General features: G+C 62.9%; 18 protein-coding genes. 11 read left to right on the forward strand and 7 right to left on the reverse strand.

Annotated features, from left to right (window positions below; translation table 11 throughout):
* Positions 1-8 precede the first annotated feature (8 nt).
* Positions 9-1,340: a dihydroorotase gene (locus AC0L2D_RS30510; RefSeq protein ID WP_473543892.1), complete on the forward strand. Its 1,332-nt coding sequence runs from the start codon at positions 9-11 to the stop codon at positions 1,338-1,340.
* 33 nt (positions 1,341-1,373) lie between these two features.
* Here AC0L2D_RS30510 and AC0L2D_RS30515 read toward each other — a convergent pair whose 3' ends face one another.
* The 4 genes from AC0L2D_RS30515 to AC0L2D_RS30530 form a co-directional block, all read right to left on the reverse strand.
* Positions 1,374-2,147 (reverse strand): hypothetical protein, encoded by a 774-nt coding sequence (locus tag AC0L2D_RS30515; RefSeq protein WP_013532566.1) that lies wholly within the window; start codon positions 2,145-2,147, stop codon positions 1,374-1,376.
* A gap of 82 nt (positions 2,148-2,229) precedes the next feature.
* Positions 2,230-2,487 carry a hypothetical protein gene (locus tag AC0L2D_RS30520; RefSeq protein ID WP_008874920.1) on the reverse strand — a complete coding sequence of 86 codons (258 nt, stop codon included), beginning with the start codon at positions 2,485-2,487 and terminating at the stop codon, positions 2,230-2,232.
* 458 nt (positions 2,488-2,945) lie between these two features.
* The gene (locus tag AC0L2D_RS30525; RefSeq protein WP_013532565.1) at positions 2,946-3,323 is read right to left on the reverse strand and encodes a TIGR02301 family protein; all 378 of its coding nucleotides are present in this window, start codon (positions 3,321-3,323) and stop codon (positions 2,946-2,948) included.
* Positions 3,324-3,404: 81 nt separating this feature from the next.
* A complete protein-coding gene (locus tag AC0L2D_RS30530; protein ID WP_024503054.1) occupies positions 3,405-3,839 on the reverse strand; it encodes an NUDIX hydrolase in 435 nt (144 codons plus the stop codon).
* 128 nt (positions 3,840-3,967) lie between these two features.
* Here AC0L2D_RS30530 and AC0L2D_RS30535 point away from each other — a divergent pair, with 128 nt between their 5' ends.
* Complete coding sequence (locus AC0L2D_RS30535) at positions 3,968-4,729, forward strand: SOS response-associated peptidase (RefSeq protein WP_473543894.1); 762 nt, start codon at positions 3,968-3,970, stop codon at positions 4,727-4,729.
* Positions 4,730-4,790: 61 nt separating this feature from the next.
* Here the strand turns inward: AC0L2D_RS30535 and AC0L2D_RS30540 are convergent, their stop codons facing one another.
* Complete coding sequence (locus AC0L2D_RS30540; RefSeq protein WP_013532562.1) at positions 4,791-4,946, reverse strand: hypothetical protein; 156 nt, start codon at positions 4,944-4,946, stop codon at positions 4,791-4,793.
* 391 nt (positions 4,947-5,337) lie between these two features.
* Between AC0L2D_RS30540 and cysS the strand changes: the two genes are divergently transcribed.
* The 8 genes from cysS (at position 5,338) to AC0L2D_RS30580 (ending at position 12,406) form a co-directional block, all read left to right on the forward strand.
* Complete coding sequence (cysS, locus tag AC0L2D_RS30545; protein ID WP_473543896.1) at positions 5,338-6,774, forward strand: cysteine--tRNA ligase; 1,437 nt, start codon at positions 5,338-5,340, stop codon at positions 6,772-6,774.
* Positions 6,771-7,157, forward strand: a complete 387-nt coding sequence (locus tag AC0L2D_RS30550) for a VOC family protein (protein WP_473543898.1) — start codon at positions 6,771-6,773, stop codon at positions 7,155-7,157. Before cysS ends, AC0L2D_RS30550 begins: the two co-directional genes overlap by 4 nt.
* A gap of 6 nt (positions 7,158-7,163) precedes the next feature.
* On the forward strand, positions 7,164-7,655 hold the full coding sequence (locus AC0L2D_RS30555) for a GFA family protein (RefSeq protein ID WP_013532559.1): 492 nt from the start codon (positions 7,164-7,166) through the stop codon (positions 7,653-7,655).
* Positions 7,652-8,128 (forward strand): GFA family protein, encoded by a 477-nt coding sequence (locus AC0L2D_RS30560; protein ID WP_473543899.1) that lies wholly within the window; start codon positions 7,652-7,654, stop codon positions 8,126-8,128. Before AC0L2D_RS30555 ends, AC0L2D_RS30560 begins: the two co-directional genes overlap by 4 nt.
* Positions 8,125-9,081 carry a prolyl aminopeptidase gene (gene pip / locus AC0L2D_RS30565; protein WP_063171779.1) on the forward strand — a complete coding sequence of 319 codons (957 nt, stop codon included), beginning with the start codon at positions 8,125-8,127 and terminating at the stop codon, positions 9,079-9,081. The genes AC0L2D_RS30560 and pip overlap by 4 nt, the downstream gene beginning before the upstream one ends.
* On the forward strand, positions 9,078-10,700 hold the full coding sequence (gene cimA / locus AC0L2D_RS30570) for a citramalate synthase (protein WP_473543901.1): 1,623 nt from the start codon (positions 9,078-9,080) through the stop codon (positions 10,698-10,700). Before pip ends, cimA begins: the two co-directional genes overlap by 4 nt.
* Before the next feature lie 83 nt (positions 10,701-10,783).
* Entirely contained in the window at positions 10,784-11,710 is a 927-nt protein-coding gene (gene rarD, locus AC0L2D_RS30575) for an EamA family transporter RarD (RefSeq protein ID WP_013532555.1), read from the forward strand.
* A gap of 9 nt (positions 11,711-11,719) precedes the next feature.
* Complete coding sequence (locus AC0L2D_RS30580) at positions 11,720-12,406, forward strand: glutathione S-transferase family protein (protein ID WP_063171780.1); 687 nt, start codon at positions 11,720-11,722, stop codon at positions 12,404-12,406.
* Positions 12,407-12,422: 16 nt separating this feature from the next.
* Here AC0L2D_RS30580 and AC0L2D_RS30585 read toward each other — a convergent pair whose 3' ends face one another.
* Both AC0L2D_RS30585 and AC0L2D_RS30590 read right to left on the reverse strand, forming a co-directional pair.
* A complete protein-coding gene (locus tag AC0L2D_RS30585; protein ID WP_024503048.1) occupies positions 12,423-13,421 on the reverse strand; it encodes a transporter in 999 nt (332 codons plus the stop codon).
* A gap of 173 nt (positions 13,422-13,594) precedes the next feature.
* Positions 13,595-13,885 (reverse strand): muconolactone Delta-isomerase family protein, encoded by a 291-nt coding sequence (locus AC0L2D_RS30590; RefSeq protein ID WP_013532552.1) that lies wholly within the window; start codon positions 13,883-13,885, stop codon positions 13,595-13,597.
* Between the two features lie 109 nt (positions 13,886-13,994).
* Between AC0L2D_RS30590 and AC0L2D_RS30595 the strand changes: the two genes are divergently transcribed.
* On the forward strand, positions 13,995-14,903 hold the full coding sequence (locus AC0L2D_RS30595) for a LysR substrate-binding domain-containing protein (RefSeq protein WP_473543904.1): 909 nt from the start codon (positions 13,995-13,997) through the stop codon (positions 14,901-14,903).
* The last annotated feature ends 3 nt before the right edge of the window (positions 14,904-14,906 follow it).

Raw genomic sequence — 14,906 nt, forward strand, 5'->3', positions numbered from 1 at the left:
AAGAGAGCATGGCCATGATCTACGACCTCATCCTGACAGGCGGCACAGTGGTCAACCATGACGGCGAAGGGGCCCGCGACATCGGCGTGAAGGACGGGCGCATCGCTGCCATCGGCGATCTCCGCCAGGCCTCGGCCGGCGAGACGATCGACTGCCGCGGCCTGCATATCCTGCCGGGTGTCGTCGACAGCCAGGTGCATTTTCGCGAGCCGGGACTGGAGCACAAGGAAGATTTGGAAACGGGTTCGCGCGCTGCCGTGCTTGGCGGCGTCACCGCCGTGTTCGAGATGCCCAACACCAATCCGCTGACCACCAGCGAGGCAACGCTTGCCGACAAGGTCCGGCGCGGCACGGGGCGCATGCATTGCGATTTCGCCTTCTGGGTCGGCGGCACCCGCGAGAATGCCGGGGATGTCGGCGAGCTTGAGCGGCTGCCGGGTGCGGCCGGGATCAAGGTTTTCATGGGCTCGTCCACTGGCGACCTGCTGGTCGAGGATGACGAGGGCGTGGCGTCGATCCTGAGAAACACGCGCCGGCGCGCCGCCTTTCATTCGGAAGACGAATTCCGGCTGCGCGAGCGCCTTGGCGAACGCATCGAAGGCGACCCGGCATCGCACCCTGTCTGGCGCGACGAGATCGCCGCCTTGCGCTGTACCGAACGGCTGGTACGCATTGCGCGAAACGCCCGTGCCCGCATCCATGTTCTACACATCTCGACCGCCGAGGAGATTGTGTTCCTCGAACAACACAAGGATGTCGCGACCTGCGAGGCGACGCCACATCATTTGACGCTGAGCGCCGACGACTATCTCAGGCTTGGCACGCTGATCCAGATGAACCCGCCGGTGCGTGCCGCGCGCCATCGCGATGGCGTCTGGCATGGCATTGCGCAAGGCATCGTCGATGTGCTCGGCTCCGACCACGCGCCGCACACGCTGGCCGAGAAGGCAAAGCCCTATCCGGCCTCACCGTCGGGGATGACCGGCGTGCAGACGCTGGTGCCGATCATGCTCGACCACGTCAATGCCGGCCGGCTGACCTTGCAGCGCTTTGTCGACCTGTCTAGCCACGGCCCGCAGCGGATATTCGGCATGGCGAGAAAGGGCCGTATCGCTGCCGGCTACGAGGCCGACTTCACCATCGTCGATATGAAGCGGCGCCAGACCATCACCAATGCGCAGGCCGGCTCGAAAGCCGGCTGGACGCCTTATGACGGGAGAGAAGTGGTCGGCTGGCCGGTCGGCACCGTCATTCGCGGCCGCCGCGTGATGTGGGAAGGCGAGATCGCCACGCCAAGCCAGGGTAGGGCGGTGGAGTTTTCTGAGGCATTGCCCCGCTAGGCTCCCCACCCCCGTGGGTGGGAAGAGCCGCTCTCAATCCCCGGCGACGAAGAACGACCATTGTCCGCTAGGGGTGATACCGACGCGATAGAAAATATAGGCGCCGAACTGCTTCATGTCGTCGAAATCACCAGCGGTGACGATCTTGAACAGTTCGACCCGCTGCTTGGCGTCCAGCTTGTCCAGCGGTAGGGCGAAGAAATACGGCCACACATAGAGCTCTTGTGGCGTGCCGGCATCGAGGTGGACGTAGCCGGCATCAAGCACCTCCTCCAGGATGGCCAGGATTTCCTGGCCGTCCGGGTCGCCCGAGAGGCCCTTGAGGAAGGCGACGGCATCGCCATCAATGTCGGTTAGGGACAATTGCGTTGTGTTGTCGCCCGTGCCGATCAACGGCCGCAACTTTTCGATATCGCCGCCCTTGCAGGCTTCGACGATCAAATCATGCATGCGCCGCACTGGTTCCGGCAGCTTGCCGAGATCGTAGATGACCTCGGGCACCGGCGTGTCCGGATCGACGCGTGGTCTGGTCACGCCGCCATCCGCCGGACTGTCCGGCTCGGCTTCGGCAGGAGCAGTCGGCTGGCTAGACGGCGGCGGCGTCCCGACCGGGTTGGGCATTGGCACGGTGCTTCCGGGGGGCGACATGTCGTCGGCCGGCGGCGTGACCGTCGGGGGGAGCTCTTCGCGCTTGATTTCGCTCAGCGCATAGGCGGGGCTGCTCGCGAGACACACAACCAGGGGAATCGCGGCACAGCAAGCGGCGAAAGAGATGCGAAGGACCAAGCCACGCGGCTTGCCTGACATCGAAAAACTCACTGCCCGTTTCTCCCTGCTTACGGGCATGACGCCCGAGCGGCATATTGCCGTCAAAGAACCGGACGTCGGTTCAGTGCCGCAGCCGTTCAGGTTCGAAGGCGCCAGCAATCACCTTTTCACGCATACGGTCGAGCAGGGCAAGGGCCGAGGTCTCGCCATTGGCACGCAACATCTCGCCGAAGGCTGTTTCGAGCGCTGCTTCGGCAATGATCTCGGGCTCTATCCCGGCGGAGAGACCTTCCGCCCAGGCCTCGCTGTGGCTTTCCACGGCGGTCAAGCGTTTTTCTTCCCTGACCAGCGCGTCGATGTCGTTGACACCATGTTCCATAAGCGAATGTCCACCCTTTCAAGCTGCGATCCATTGATGTGGATCAGGCCTGATCTGTTCATTTCACACGCAGGGACAATTAAGTATTTGTAAATACGACATTTTTCTGATCGTCTTTTACAAAGCCCGATTGCCTTGTGCGAAGCTGCGTTCAGTTCGAGTCAAACTTAGCCGATTGGGGCGGCCTGCGGGGCGAAAACCTTCAGTTTGAGTTAATTCCGCTTTCGCGCGGTAAGGTTTCGTTAATACTGTTGCAGAAGTGCAACATGAGGATTGCACCAAGATATCGCCTGGCACAAGCCGATATATCGGCTGTACCCAGCAATGGTTCGGATAGTTGTCGATGAGCGAGTGCCTAAAGCGCGCCGCGTTTGAACGGATTCAGGCGAGGCGCTTTAGGTTTTCGTTTTTATGCGTGTCGTTCTCCCAAAACCGCAGCCACTTTTGGGCGACATGCATTAGTTGCCGTAACGCGAGGCGATGTCGCGAGACAGCGTCTCGCCTTCCTTCATGTAGCGGCTGATGGCTTCGGTCGCCGAGGGCGTGCACCTCGTATAGGTGCCGCCGAAGGAGCGGTAGCCGCGATTGAAGCTGGCAATGAAGCGGGCGCGCCGCTCGGCGTCCGGATTTTCCGAATCGAGCAGTTTTGTCATCTCGACACGCCACTGGTCGCCCTTTTCGCCGCACAGATTGCGCAGGAAATGCAGCGAGCCCAGAACCTCCGCCAGCCGCATCAACCCGGGCTCGAACGGCGACTCGGCGCTGAGCGCGGGCCGTATCGAAACGGTCGCGCCGACCGCAAGACACACGGCGAGGAGCATGGATGGACGATTCATAAGCCTTCTCTACCAGCTGCGTGGCTCTGCTAAACAGCATAAGTCTTTGTGGCGAAACAATTTGTGGCCCGCAAGTTGATTTCAGGACAGCAGTCCGGCGTTTCCGCCGGGGGCCAACAAGTCTTCGGCGACCGCGAATACCGAGCCTGCCAGCGGCAGCGCCGCCATCTCGCTGAGCGTATAGAAGGCCGCCGTCTCCGCATCGTCGCTGGCCACGGCCTCGCCGCCGGCATAGGCGGCGCCGAAGACTGTGAGGAGATAATCGACCGGGTGGCTGTCATCCCGGCCGTCGATGTGGATTTCCCGCAGCGGGCGATAATTTGTGGCACGCAAACCGGTTTCTTCCTGAAGTTCGCGCTCTGCCGCTGCCTCCAGCGTCTCACCAGGCTCGACCTTGCCGCCCGGAAAGGCATAGAGCCCTTGCGACGGTTGCCGGGCTCGCTTGACCAGAAGCACGGTGTCTGCCCGCACGACGGCGACCGAGACTGCCGGAAGTATTTTGCGCGCTTCGTTCATGGATTCCCAATCAGACTGAAGGCCGGTCAGTTGTGGACCGGCCAGCGTGGACAAGTTTTAGCGGTTGCGCAACGCCGGTTCCATCGCCACTTTCAGAAACCGAAGCTTTCGAAGGGCATCAATCGACCATGTGCGGACGTTTCGCCTTGACCGCGACGCCGGATCAGACCGCTGCGTTTCTGGACGTGGCGGGGCTTGAGGATTTCCCGGCGCGCTACAACATCGCCCCGACGCAGCCGATCCTGATGGCGGTCGCCGGCCCTCCGCGGGCGCCGGGCTCCAATCTGCCGGACCGGCAGCCAATGCTGGTGCGCTGGGGGCTGATCCCGACCTGGGTGAAGGATACAGGCGAGTTTCCGCTGCTGTTCAACGCGCGCTCCGAAGGGGCTGCCGAAAAGGCGTCGTTCAAGGCCGCCATGCGCCATCGCCGCGCTTTGGTGCCGGCGTCCGGCTTTTATGAATGGCGGCAAACCGGTGGCAAGAAGGGGCAGCCTCACTGGATACGCCCCAGGCATGGCGGGCTGGTTGCCTTCGCCGGGCTGATCGAGACCTATGCCGAGCCGGGCGGTTCGGAAATGGACACCGGCGCCATCCTGACCATCAACGCCAATGCCGACATCGCGCATATCCACGACCGCATGCCGGTGGTGATCGATCCCAGGGATTTCGCACGTTGGCTGGATTGCCGCACGCTCGAACCGCGCGATGTCGCCGATCTGTTGCGACCGGCACAGCTCGATTTCTTCGAGGCAATTCCGGTCTCCGACCTCGTCAACAAGGTCGCCAACACCGGACCGGAGATTCAGGAGCGGGGCGAGATCGGGCCGGAGCCCGAGAAGGTCAAGCGCCAGAAGTCCGGCGCGGACGACAGTCAGATGACGTTGTTCTAGCAGAGGGCGCGCGCGTCGGCGCCTTCATTTCTGGCGCCATTGGCGCCGGCCGCCCATCCCTTCAGGCAGCGCGGGGCGAAACGATCTTCTGCGCCGGCTTTTTCTTCTTGGCGGTATGGAGAAGGGCGGCGACGATCGCGGCCGGGCCGATTGCGCGATAGTGGTTGGCCAGCGCCGGCTGCTTGGCGCGGTTGGCTTCCTGCTTGGTTCGGGGCATGTCTCTCTTCCCTGGTAACATTTTCGTGTCTGCGTTTGATGGCCGATTCTGACCAAATCGTGACGCCTGCTGATCTAGCCGGCGAATGTTTCATGACTGTGCCGACATGTTTAATAAAATGTTTCAGTGCATCATTACCTGTGACCCAGCGACGGTTTTGCCGAAACTTGCGACTTGACGGCAACACAAGCCAAGGCGATAAAGCCGCCCATGAAAACGTCTTTCGCCATTTGTGGCATTTGCATTATTGGCTAGCCTCGCGCTGGTCCGGACGTTTTCGCCTCATCTTTCCCCAGATTGGACAAACGCCCCGGCCAGCAGGCTGGAGCCTGATTTGCGTTTCGCGCAGGGCTGGCTTCGTCGAATTGAGTTTTGAACCGGGAAGGCACGAATGTCCGACGCATCGCAGGGCCTGCGCCTCTACAACACGCTGACGCGGACGAAAGAGGATTTCGTCCCGATCGATCCGCTGAACGTGCGCATGTATGTCTGCGGCCCGACCGTCTACGATTTTGCTCATATCGGTAATGCCAGGCCGGTGATCGTCTTCGACGTGCTGTTCCGCTTGCTGCGCCATCTCTATGGGCAGACGCACGTCACCTATGTGCGCAACATCACCGACGTCGACGACAAGATCAACGCGCGCGCTTTGCGCGATTTCGGCGGCGAGATCGCTTCCGGCACGCTGTCGTTGAATGAGGCGATCAGGCGGGTCACCGAAAAGACCGCCGGCCAGTTCCACAGCGACGTGGCGGTTCTCGGCTGCCTGGAGCCGACGGTCGAGCCGCGCGCCACCGAATTCGTCGAGCCCCGTGCCGACGGCAAGGTTGACATGATCACCTTGATTCAAAGCCTGATCGAACGCGGCCATGCCTATGTTGCTGCGGGCGAAGTCCTGTTCGACACGGCGTCGATGCCCGACTACGGCCAGCTGTCGAAGCGCAATCTCGACGAGCAGCAGGCCGGTGCCCGCGTCGCCGTCGACGCGCATAAGAAAAATCCCGGCGATTTTGTCCTCTGGAAGTTGTCGTCACCGGAGGAGCCGGGCTGGAATTCGCCATGGGGCAGGGGTCGGCCGGGCTGGCACATCGAGTGCTCGGCGATGTCGGCCGCCTATCTCGGCGAGGTCTTCGACATCCATGGCGGCGGCCTCGACCTGATCTTCCCGCACCATGAAAACGAGATCGCCCAGTCGCGTTGCGCCCATGGCACCGAAATGATGGCCAACATCTGGATGCACAACGGCTTCCTGCAGGTCGAAGGGCAGAAAATGTCGAAGAGCCTCGGCAACTTCTACTCGATCAACGAACTCCTGGAGACCGAGACCTTCGGCGGCCGCAAATGGCCGGGCGAGGTGCTGCGGCTGGCGATGCTGATGACGCATTATCGCGAGCCGATCGACTTTTCCGTGCGCAAGCTGGAAGAGGCCGAGAACACCCTGCGAAAATGGAAGCGGGGGGCCGACCTCGCGCCGACGGCGGCGGGACAGGTGCCCGTGGAGATCATCGACGCCTTGTCGGACGATCTCGCCACCTATGCCGCCTTCCAGGTCCTGACCCAGTTGGCCGGCGAGGCAATGGACGGCAACGATGCCGCTGCATCGCTGAAGGCGTCGCTGCTGTTCCTCGGCTTCGACGTCGCGTCGGCGAAGGTTGATGAAGGCCACGTCGGCAAGGCCATCGCCAAGCGTCTCGCGTTCATCGCCGCCAAGAACTGGGCCGAAGCCGACCGCATCCGCGACGACCTGCTGGCCCAAGGGATACAGTTGAAGGACGGCAAGGACCCGGTCACAGGCGAACGCATCACCACCTGGGAGGTAAAAAGATGATCGATCATCTCGGCATCAACGTTGCCGATTTCGACGCTTCGAAGGCTTTCTATGACAAGGCGATGGCGCCGCTTGGTGCCGCGCTGTTGTATATGGTGCCGCTGGAGTACACCGGCGGTAAAAAGGTCGGTGGCTACGGTCGCGATCGGCCGGTATTCTGGCTGCAGGAAGGCGAGGATGGTCAGAAGGCCCATCAGCACGTCGCCTTCACCGCGCGCAGCCGCGCCGAGGTCGAAGCCTTCTATGCTGCGGCGCTTGCCGCCGGCGGCAAGGACAATGGCGGGCCGGGCCTGCGCCCGCACTATCACCCGGACTACTATGGCGCCTTCGTCCTCGATCCCGACGGCAACAACGTCGAGGCCGTCTGCCATGCGCCGGAGTGATCAGCGATGAGCCTCGACAACCGACCGATCTACACCGGCGGCTGCCAGTGCGGCGCGGTGCGCTTTCGCGTTGAAGGCGCTTTGGGCGACGCTTCGGTCTGCCATTGCCGCATGTGCCAGAAGGCGTTCGGCGCGTTCTACGCGCCGCTGGTTTCGGTGCGTGGCGCCAGGCTCGACTGGACGCGCGGCGAGCCGAAATACTTCCGTTCGTCCAACCATGTCGATCGCGGTTTTTGCGCCGATTGCGGCACGCCGCTGACCTTCACCGCGCCGGACGGGGTTGGCCTCGCCATCGGTGCCTTCGACAATCCAGCGGAGATCGTGCCGCTGATTCAATGGGGGATCGAGGCAAAGCTGCCCTATGTCGACTCGATCCCGCAACTGCCGGGCGAGGACACCATGGCCGACATGTCGTCGGCCTCCTATCTGGCCGATCTCGTTTCCTACCAGCACCCCGACCACGACACCGAACAATGGCCGCCAAAGGAAAGATCATGACCGATCAGGTAAGAACCGGCGGCTGCCAGTGTGGCGCCGTGCGCTTCCGCGTTCATGGAGCGCTCGGCCGTCCGTCCATCTGCCATTGCCGCATGTGTCAGAAGCAGTTCGGCTCGTTCTTCGGCGCGCTGGTCACGGTGCCCAGGGAAGGAGTCGAATGGACCCATGAAGAGCCGAGTTACTTCCAGTCGTCGGTCAACATCGATCGTGGTTTCTGCGCCCGCTGCGGCACGCCGCTGACATATCGGCAGCCCGGCGGGCTGGAAATCGCGATCGGTGCCTTCGACGACCGTTCGGACCTGGCACCGCAGATCCAGGTCAACTATGCCGCGCGGTTGCCCTGGGTGGAGACGATCTTCGATCAGCCCGTCCACCAGGATCCTGATTATTACAACAGGCAGGAATCCATCATCTCCTTCCAGCACCCAGACCATGAAACGCCGGACTGGCCGACCAAAGGTTTACAACTATGAGCAGTCAATTGCGTACGCTTTATCCCGAGATCGAGGCGTTCGATTCCGGCATGCTCGATGTCGGCGACGGCCACCAGGTCTACTGGGAGCGTTCCGGCACTAAAGGCGCCAAGCCGGCGGTGTTCCTGCATGGCGGGCCGGGCGGCACCATTTCGCCAAAACACCGGCGGCTGTTCGACCCGAAGCTCTACGATGTCATCCTGTTCGACCAGCGTGGCTGCGGAAAATCGACGCCCAACGCCTCGCTCGAAGCCAATACGACATGGCACCTGGTCGCCGACATCGAACGGCTGCGCGAAATGGCCGGCTTCGACAAATGGCTGGTGTTCGGCGGCTCCTGGGGGTCGACGCTTGCGCTCGCCTACGCCGAGACCCATCCAGAACGCGTCAGCGAACTGGTGGTGCGCGGCATCTACACGCTGACGCGTGCGGAACTGGAATGGTATTATCAGTTCGGCGTCTCGGAAATGTTCCCGGACAAATGGGAGCGCTTCCTGGCGCCGATCCCGGAGGCCGAGCGCGGCGACATGATGGCCGCCTATCGCAAGCGGCTGGTCGGCACGGATCGCAAGGCGCAGATCGAGGCGGCCCGCGCCTGGAGCCTGTGGGAAGGCGAAACGATCACGCTGTTGCCGGAGCCTGAGACAAGCGGTCCGTTTGGGCAGGACGACTATGCCGTCGCGTTCGCCCGCATCGAGAACCACTATTTCGTCCATGCCGGCTGGCTGGAAGAGGGACAATTGCTGCGCGACGCGCACAGGCTGAGCGACATCCCCGGCACCATCGTCCATGGCCGCTACGACATGCCATGCCCGGCGCGCTATGCCTGGGCGCTGCACAAGGCCTGGCCAAAGGCGGATTTCCATCTGATCGAGGGCGCCGGCCATGCTTATTCGGAGCCGGGTATCCTCGACCGGCTGATCCGCGCGACGGACAAGTTTGCAGGCAAATGACCATGACCCGCGAGCGCCTCTATCTCTTTGACACCACGTTGCGCGATGGCCAGCAGACGCCGGGCATCGACTTTTCCGTCGAGGACAAGATCGCCATCGCAAAACTGCTTGACGCTTTTGGCCTCGACTATGTCGAAGGCGGCTATCCCGGCGCGAACCCGACCGACACCGCCTTCTTCCAGGAGAAGCGCACGGAGCGCGCCAAATTCGTCGCCTTCGGCATGACCAAGCGGGCAGGGGTGTCGGCGTCCAACGATCCCGGCCTAGCGTCTCTTGTGCAATCGAAATCGGATGCCATCTGCTTCGTCGCCAAGAGCTGGGACTACCACGTCCGTGTCGCGCTCGGCTGCACCAATGAGGAGAACCTCGATGCCATCAAGGCCTCCGTCGAGGCGGCGATCGCCGCCGGCAAGGAGGCATTGGTCGACTGCGAGCATTTCTTCGATGGCTTCAAGGCCAATCCCGACTATGCGCTGGCCTGCGCCAGGACCGCCTATGATGCCGGGGCGCGTTGGGTGGTGCTGTGCGACACCAATGGCGGCACGCAGCCATCGGAAGTCCGCGCCATCGTCGAGAAGGTTATTTTATCAGGCATTTCAGGCGATCATCTCGGCATCCATGCCCATGACGACACCGGCCAGGCCGTGGCGAATTCCCTCGCCGCTGTCGAGGCTGGCGTGCGCCAGATCCAGGGCACGCTCAACGGCATCGGGGAGCGCTGCGGCAACGCCAATTTGATCTCGATCGTGCCGACGCTGGCGCTAAAGCCGGCCTTCGCCGATCGTTTCGAAACTGGCATTTCGGCTGAGGCGCTGACAGGCATTTCCAGGTTGTCGCGCGCATTCGACGAACTCCTGAACCGAGCGCCAGAGGCGCAAGCGCCCTATGTCGGCGCTTCCGCCTTCGCCACCAAGGCCGGCATTCATGCCTCCGCACTGGCCAAGGAGCCGGCGACCTACGAGCACGTCCCCCCCGAAACGGTCGGCAACCGCCGCCGTGTCATGGTCTCGGACCAGGGCGGCAAGGCCAATTTCCTCGCCGAGCTGAGGCGACGCGGCATTGAGGTGCCGAAGGACGATCACCGGCTCGACGCGCTGATATCCGGGGTCAAGGAGCGCGAGGCCGAGGGCTATGCCTATGAAGGCGCCGATGCCAGCTTCGAACTCCTCGCCCGCAAGATGCTGCACGGCCTGCCGGAATTCTTCAACGTCACCTCGTTCCGCTGTATGGTCGAGCGCCGCTTCGACGCCAACGGCCAGTTGAAGACGGTCTCCGAAGCGATCGTCAAGGTGGTGGTCGATGGCGAGGAGAAGATGTCGGTGGCCGAGGGGCATGGCCCGGTCAACGCACTCGACATCGCGCTGCGCAAGGACCTCGGCAAATTCCAGGGCGAGATCGCCGACATGGAGCTGGCCGACTTCAAGGTGCGTATCCTCAATGGCGGTACCGAGGCGATCACCCGCGTTCTGATCGAATCGCATGACGGCACCGGCGCGCGCTGGTGGACGGTCGGCGTTTCCGAGAACATCATCGACGCCTCGTTCCAGGCGCTGATGGATTCCATCGTCTACAAGCTGATGAAGAACCGCGAGATGGCCGGACTGGTGGCCGCCGAATAGGGTTGAACCATCAGCGAAAGTCCATTGATCCATCAGAACTTTGCGATGGTCTTGCCAAGGTGACTGGGCCATAGCGTTGGCCCATGGCCACTGAAGCAATTACCCTGGATGCAGAGTCCAAGGCCCGGCGCGGCTTTCTGCTGGCGCTCGGCGCCTATCTGCTATGGGGATTGCTGCCCTTCTACATGAAGGCGGTCGCTCATCTGCCGCTCGCGGAAGTCATTGCCCATCGCATCGTCTGGTCGGTGCCGATCGCCGCCGCCGTTCTGATCTGGGCCGGCCGCACGGCGGATTTCAAGGCGGCGCTTCGTTCGCCGCGCACCATCGCCATGGCCGCGCTGACGGCGGCGCTGATCTCGGTCAACTGGGGCATCTATGTCTGGGCGATCGCGGTCGACCGCACCGTCGAAACCGCGCTCGGCTACTACATCAATCCCCTGGTCAGCGTCGTTGTCGGCGCGCTGCTGCTCGGCGAGCGGCTCGACCGGCTGCAGATCGCGGCGGTGGTGCTGGCGGCCGTCGCCGTCGCCGTGCTGACCATCGAAGGCGGCAAGCTGCCCTGGGTGTCGTTGGCACTGGCGTTTTCCTTCGCCGCCTACGGCTTCTTCCGCAAGACGCTGCCGATCGGCCCGAGCCAGGGATTTTTGCTCGAAGTCCTTCTGCTGTCGGTGCCGGCACTTGGCTACATAGTCTATCTCATCGCGACCGGACAGGACCACATCGTATCCAGCAGTGGCACGGACACGGCGTTGCTGATCGGCTGCGGTCCAGTCACATCGGTGCCGTTGTTGCTGTTCGCCTTCGGCGCCAAGCTGCTGCGGCTGTCAACCATCGGCATCATGCAATATATCGCGCCGACCATGGTGTTCCTGATCGCCGTTCTGATCTTCGACGAGCCTTTCGGCACCATCCAGGCCATCGCCTTTGCGCTGATCTGGGCGGCTTTGGCAGTCTATTCCTGGTCGATGTTGACGACAGCGCGACGCGCCGCGCCGCAGCCCGCACGGTAAGGGGGTTCGATGTACCTGCTGCATATCGCCAACAAAAATTATTCCTCATGGTCGCTGCGGCCCTGGGTGCTGATGCGCGCGCTGGATATCCCATTCGAGGAACGGCTGACGCCATTCCCGACCGGATCGAGCTGGGATCTGTACCGTTCCTTCTCACCGAGCGGCCGCGTGCCGTGCCTGGTCGACGACGGCTGGGCGGTCTGGGATTCGCTGGCCATCGTCGAATATCTGGCCGAACGCCACCATGGCGTGTGGCCCGTCGAAGCCAAGGCGCGCGCCTGGGCGCGCTCGGCCGCCGCCGAGATGCATTCGAGCTTCACCGCATTGCGCAGCGCCTGTCCGATGAGTTGCGGCGTGCGGGTAGAGCCGTTTCCGATGTCCGATGCGCTGAAGCAGGATCTCTTTCGCCTCGACGACCTCTGGAATGATGGTCTTGCTCGTTTCGGCGGGCCATTTCTGGCGGGCGCTCATTTCACCGCAGTAGATGCTTTCTTTGCCCCGGTGGCGTTCCGCGCACAGTCTTATGGGCTCTCCTTCGAGGGTGCGGCTGCAGCGTATCCGGCGCAGTTGCTTGCTCTGCCGGCGATGCGCGAATGGCATGCGGCTGGGCTTGCCGAGACCTGGCGCGAGCCCGATCACGAAGCGGAAGTGGCCGCCGCCGGCACCATCATCGAGGATCTTCGCGCCACTGCGTGAAAGCTGCCGGCGGGTGCTACATCTGTCCGAGCCGCCTGACAAAGAGATAGGTCGCGCCCGCGATCACCATCGACACAGCCGTCACCACCCAAAAGCCCATTGGCGTGTCGACCAGCGGCAGGCCCCCAACGTTCATGCCGAACAGGCCTGAGATGATGGTCATCGGCAACAGCACCGCCGTCATCACCGACAGGACGTACAGCAGCCGGTTCGACTGCGTCGTCAGCTTTGCCATAAGCTCGTCCTGCAATAGCCGGGCGCGCGCCTGCAACTGCTCCCCGTCATAGTGCAGCGTCTGCGCCCGGTGTGAAAGGCGCGCGGCCATGTCGTTGATGCTGTCTGGCAGGTCGTTGCGGTGCGAATGATCAAGGTGACGGAACAGATTGGTCAGCGTCGCCATCTGCCTGTGGATCACCACCAGATGCCGGCGCGCGTCGACCAGGGATTGCCGTTCATTGTGCCATGCGTCGCAGACGATACGGTCTTCGATGCCATCGAGACTGTCGCCGAGTGCCGCAAGTTCCGCCACCATGCCATCGAACGACTGGCCGACGACAGCCTCGATCAACTCGGCTGGCGAGCGGAACTTGCGCGATCCATTCTCGATCGCCTTGCGGATGTTGTCGACCGATTGCAGCGGTTGCTTGCGGGCGCCGACCAGCATCGTGTCATTGAGCGCGAAGCGAAAATGGCCAAGCCCGCCCGCTTCCGCCGAATAGTCATGGCGCAGGTCCGGCAGATCGCCATAGAGCCAGTCGTCCTCAAGGTCGATGTGGCAGCCATGGCTGGCGGATAGGAAAGCTTCACGCACGGGTGCCGGCAAAGCCCGATCGGCGCCGATTTCGTGGCGGGCCCGCATGTCGGAAAGCTGGTAGCTGCGCCATGTCCAGTGCGCGGCGGCGGCGTCCCTGGTTCGCACGCCCTCAGCGGTGAAGTGATAGATGAAGAACAGTCCGTGCTCGTCGGGCAGGTAGGGCGACAGATCGGTGCCTTCCGGGGCGAGAGTGATGTCCATGGGCGGTGCCAGATGCATGTTCCGAAGATGGCGCCGCACGGCGGCTGCCTGATACTGATTCCAGCACGCGCGAAGCCGGTTTCGTGTGACGGTTTCTTGACAGCCGATCACAGTCTGTCGATCCCCCGTGTCAATCCGGGGGTGACGCCTTCGTCACCCCCGGATGTGCCCTGTCAGTGCTTCGGGCCGAAGCCGGGGTAGGGCTTGAGGGGCACGATTGCGGCAATGTCCATCATGCCGGCCTTGACCAACGGCAAGGTGGCGAGGTGGCCGCGAACCTCAGCATCATCAGCAGCCTCGAGCATCATGCCGCTGCCCGGGATGTCGCCTCGGTTCCACACCTGACGTACCGCCCCTTCGGCGTAGAGCGTGCGCCGCTGTTCGGCTTCGCCGGGCAGAAGCGGAGCGAAATCGGCATCGGTAAATTTTTCGGTGTTGCGAGCGAGAAGGGCAAAGAACTGCATGGCGGTCTCCTTTGGTTGGATGGCCGATTATCGCTTTTGGCTGGTCAGACAGTCCAAGACTGATTAGGTTAAAGTTGAGACCTAAGGGGACTTGAGCCTTGGAGGATAAATGTTCGACCTGCGCCAGCTTCGCTATTTCGTCACGGTCGCCGAAACCGGAAATGTCGGGCGCGCAGCCGAAATGCTGCATATTTCCCAGTCGCCACTCAGCCGGCAGATCATCCAGCTCGAGGAGCAGTTGGGTGTTTCCCTCTTTGAAAGGTCGAAGCAGCGGATCCATCTCAACGTCGAGGGCCGCGCCTTCCTCACCGAGGCCCGCGCGCTGCTGTCCAATGCGCGACGTGTGGAGGAGTTCGGCCGCAACCTGGCCAGCGGCGCCGTCGGCCGGCTCGCCATCGGCTATGTCGAAGGGGCCGTTCATGCCGGGCTTGTCGCCGGGATGCTGCGCCAGTTCCGTCGCGATCGGCCGGATTTCCACCTGCAGCTGAGAAGCCTGCGTTCGGCGGCGCAGTTGGAAGGGCTACGGCAGCGGTCGCTGGATCTGGGCTTTGTCTACTCGTCGCCACCCGATGATGATCCGGATGTCGCCGCCATGGCGCTGCGGCATGAGCCGCTGGTGCTGGCGATCCCCGAAGATGACCCACTCGTTGAAGTGCCAGAGATCGGGCCTCACCATCTTGACGGTCGCACCTGGATCACCGTCGTGCGCCAGCCGGACGACACCAATCGCGGCCAGTTCCTTGCCGCCTGCGCCAAAGCCGGCTTTTTGCCCGACATCGCCTATGAGACGGCGGACCCGCTGACCTCGCTCGGCCTTGTCAGCGCGGGTCTCGGCTTGGCGACGGTGCAAGCCAGCCTGCGTGCCGCCGCGCCGCCGCGGATCGTGTTTCGCGACCTGCCGTGGTTCGACCGCACGGTTTCACTCCATCTCGCCTGGCGGCGTCATGACCGGCGCGCGGTGATTGCCGATTTGCGGCAGGCTGCGGCGGAAGAGGGGAGTAGGGGAGTAGGGGAGTAGGGG

Source organism: Mesorhizobium sp. WSM4833 (assembly GCF_055811095.1).

What these genes read in the sequence shown, in the direction of transcription:
- AC0L2D_RS30530 (WP_024503054.1), bottom strand. Translation starts at nt 3,839, where the DNA reads ATGAACGAAGCGCGCAAAATACTTCCGGCAGTCTCGGTCGCCGTCGTG.
- AC0L2D_RS30555 (WP_013532559.1), top strand. Translation starts at nt 7,164, where the DNA reads ATGAGCCTCGACAACCGACCGATCTACACCGGCGGCTGCCAGTGCGGC.
- pip (WP_063171779.1), top strand. Translation starts at nt 8,125, where the DNA reads ATGAGCAGTCAATTGCGTACGCTTTATCCCGAGATCGAGGCGTTCGAT.
- AC0L2D_RS30590 (WP_013532552.1), bottom strand. Translation starts at nt 13,885, where the DNA reads ATGCAGTTCTTTGCCCTTCTCGCTCGCAACACCGAAAAATTTACCGAT.
- AC0L2D_RS30585 (WP_024503048.1), bottom strand. Translation starts at nt 13,421, where the DNA reads ATGGACATCACTCTCGCCCCGGAAGGCACCGATCTGTCGCCCTACCTG.
- AC0L2D_RS30525 (WP_013532565.1), bottom strand. Translation starts at nt 3,323, where the DNA reads ATGAATCGTCCATCCATGCTCCTCGCCGTGTGTCTTGCGGTCGGCGCG.
- cimA (WP_473543901.1), top strand. Translation starts at nt 9,078, where the DNA reads ATGACCATGACCCGCGAGCGCCTCTATCTCTTTGACACCACGTTGCGC.
- rarD (WP_013532555.1), top strand. Translation starts at nt 10,784, where the DNA reads ATGGCCACTGAAGCAATTACCCTGGATGCAGAGTCCAAGGCCCGGCGC.
- AC0L2D_RS30510 (WP_473543892.1), top strand. Translation starts at nt 9, where the DNA reads ATGGCCATGATCTACGACCTCATCCTGACAGGCGGCACAGTGGTCAAC.
- AC0L2D_RS30550 (WP_473543898.1), top strand. Translation starts at nt 6,771, where the DNA reads ATGATCGATCATCTCGGCATCAACGTTGCCGATTTCGACGCTTCGAAG.
- AC0L2D_RS30535 (WP_473543894.1), top strand. Translation starts at nt 3,968, where the DNA reads ATGTGCGGACGTTTCGCCTTGACCGCGACGCCGGATCAGACCGCTGCG.
- AC0L2D_RS30560 (WP_473543899.1), top strand. Translation starts at nt 7,652, where the DNA reads ATGACCGATCAGGTAAGAACCGGCGGCTGCCAGTGTGGCGCCGTGCGC.
- AC0L2D_RS30520 (WP_008874920.1), bottom strand. Translation starts at nt 2,487, where the DNA reads ATGGAACATGGTGTCAACGACATCGACGCGCTGGTCAGGGAAGAAAAA.
- cysS (WP_473543896.1), top strand. Translation starts at nt 5,338, where the DNA reads ATGTCCGACGCATCGCAGGGCCTGCGCCTCTACAACACGCTGACGCGG.
- AC0L2D_RS30515 (WP_013532566.1), bottom strand. Translation starts at nt 2,147, where the DNA reads ATGTCAGGCAAGCCGCGTGGCTTGGTCCTTCGCATCTCTTTCGCCGCT.
- AC0L2D_RS30595 (WP_473543904.1), top strand. Translation starts at nt 13,995, where the DNA reads ATGTTCGACCTGCGCCAGCTTCGCTATTTCGTCACGGTCGCCGAAACC.
- AC0L2D_RS30540 (WP_013532562.1), bottom strand. Translation starts at nt 4,946, where the DNA reads ATGCCCCGAACCAAGCAGGAAGCCAACCGCGCCAAGCAGCCGGCGCTG.
- AC0L2D_RS30580 (WP_063171780.1), top strand. Translation starts at nt 11,720, where the DNA reads ATGTACCTGCTGCATATCGCCAACAAAAATTATTCCTCATGGTCGCTG.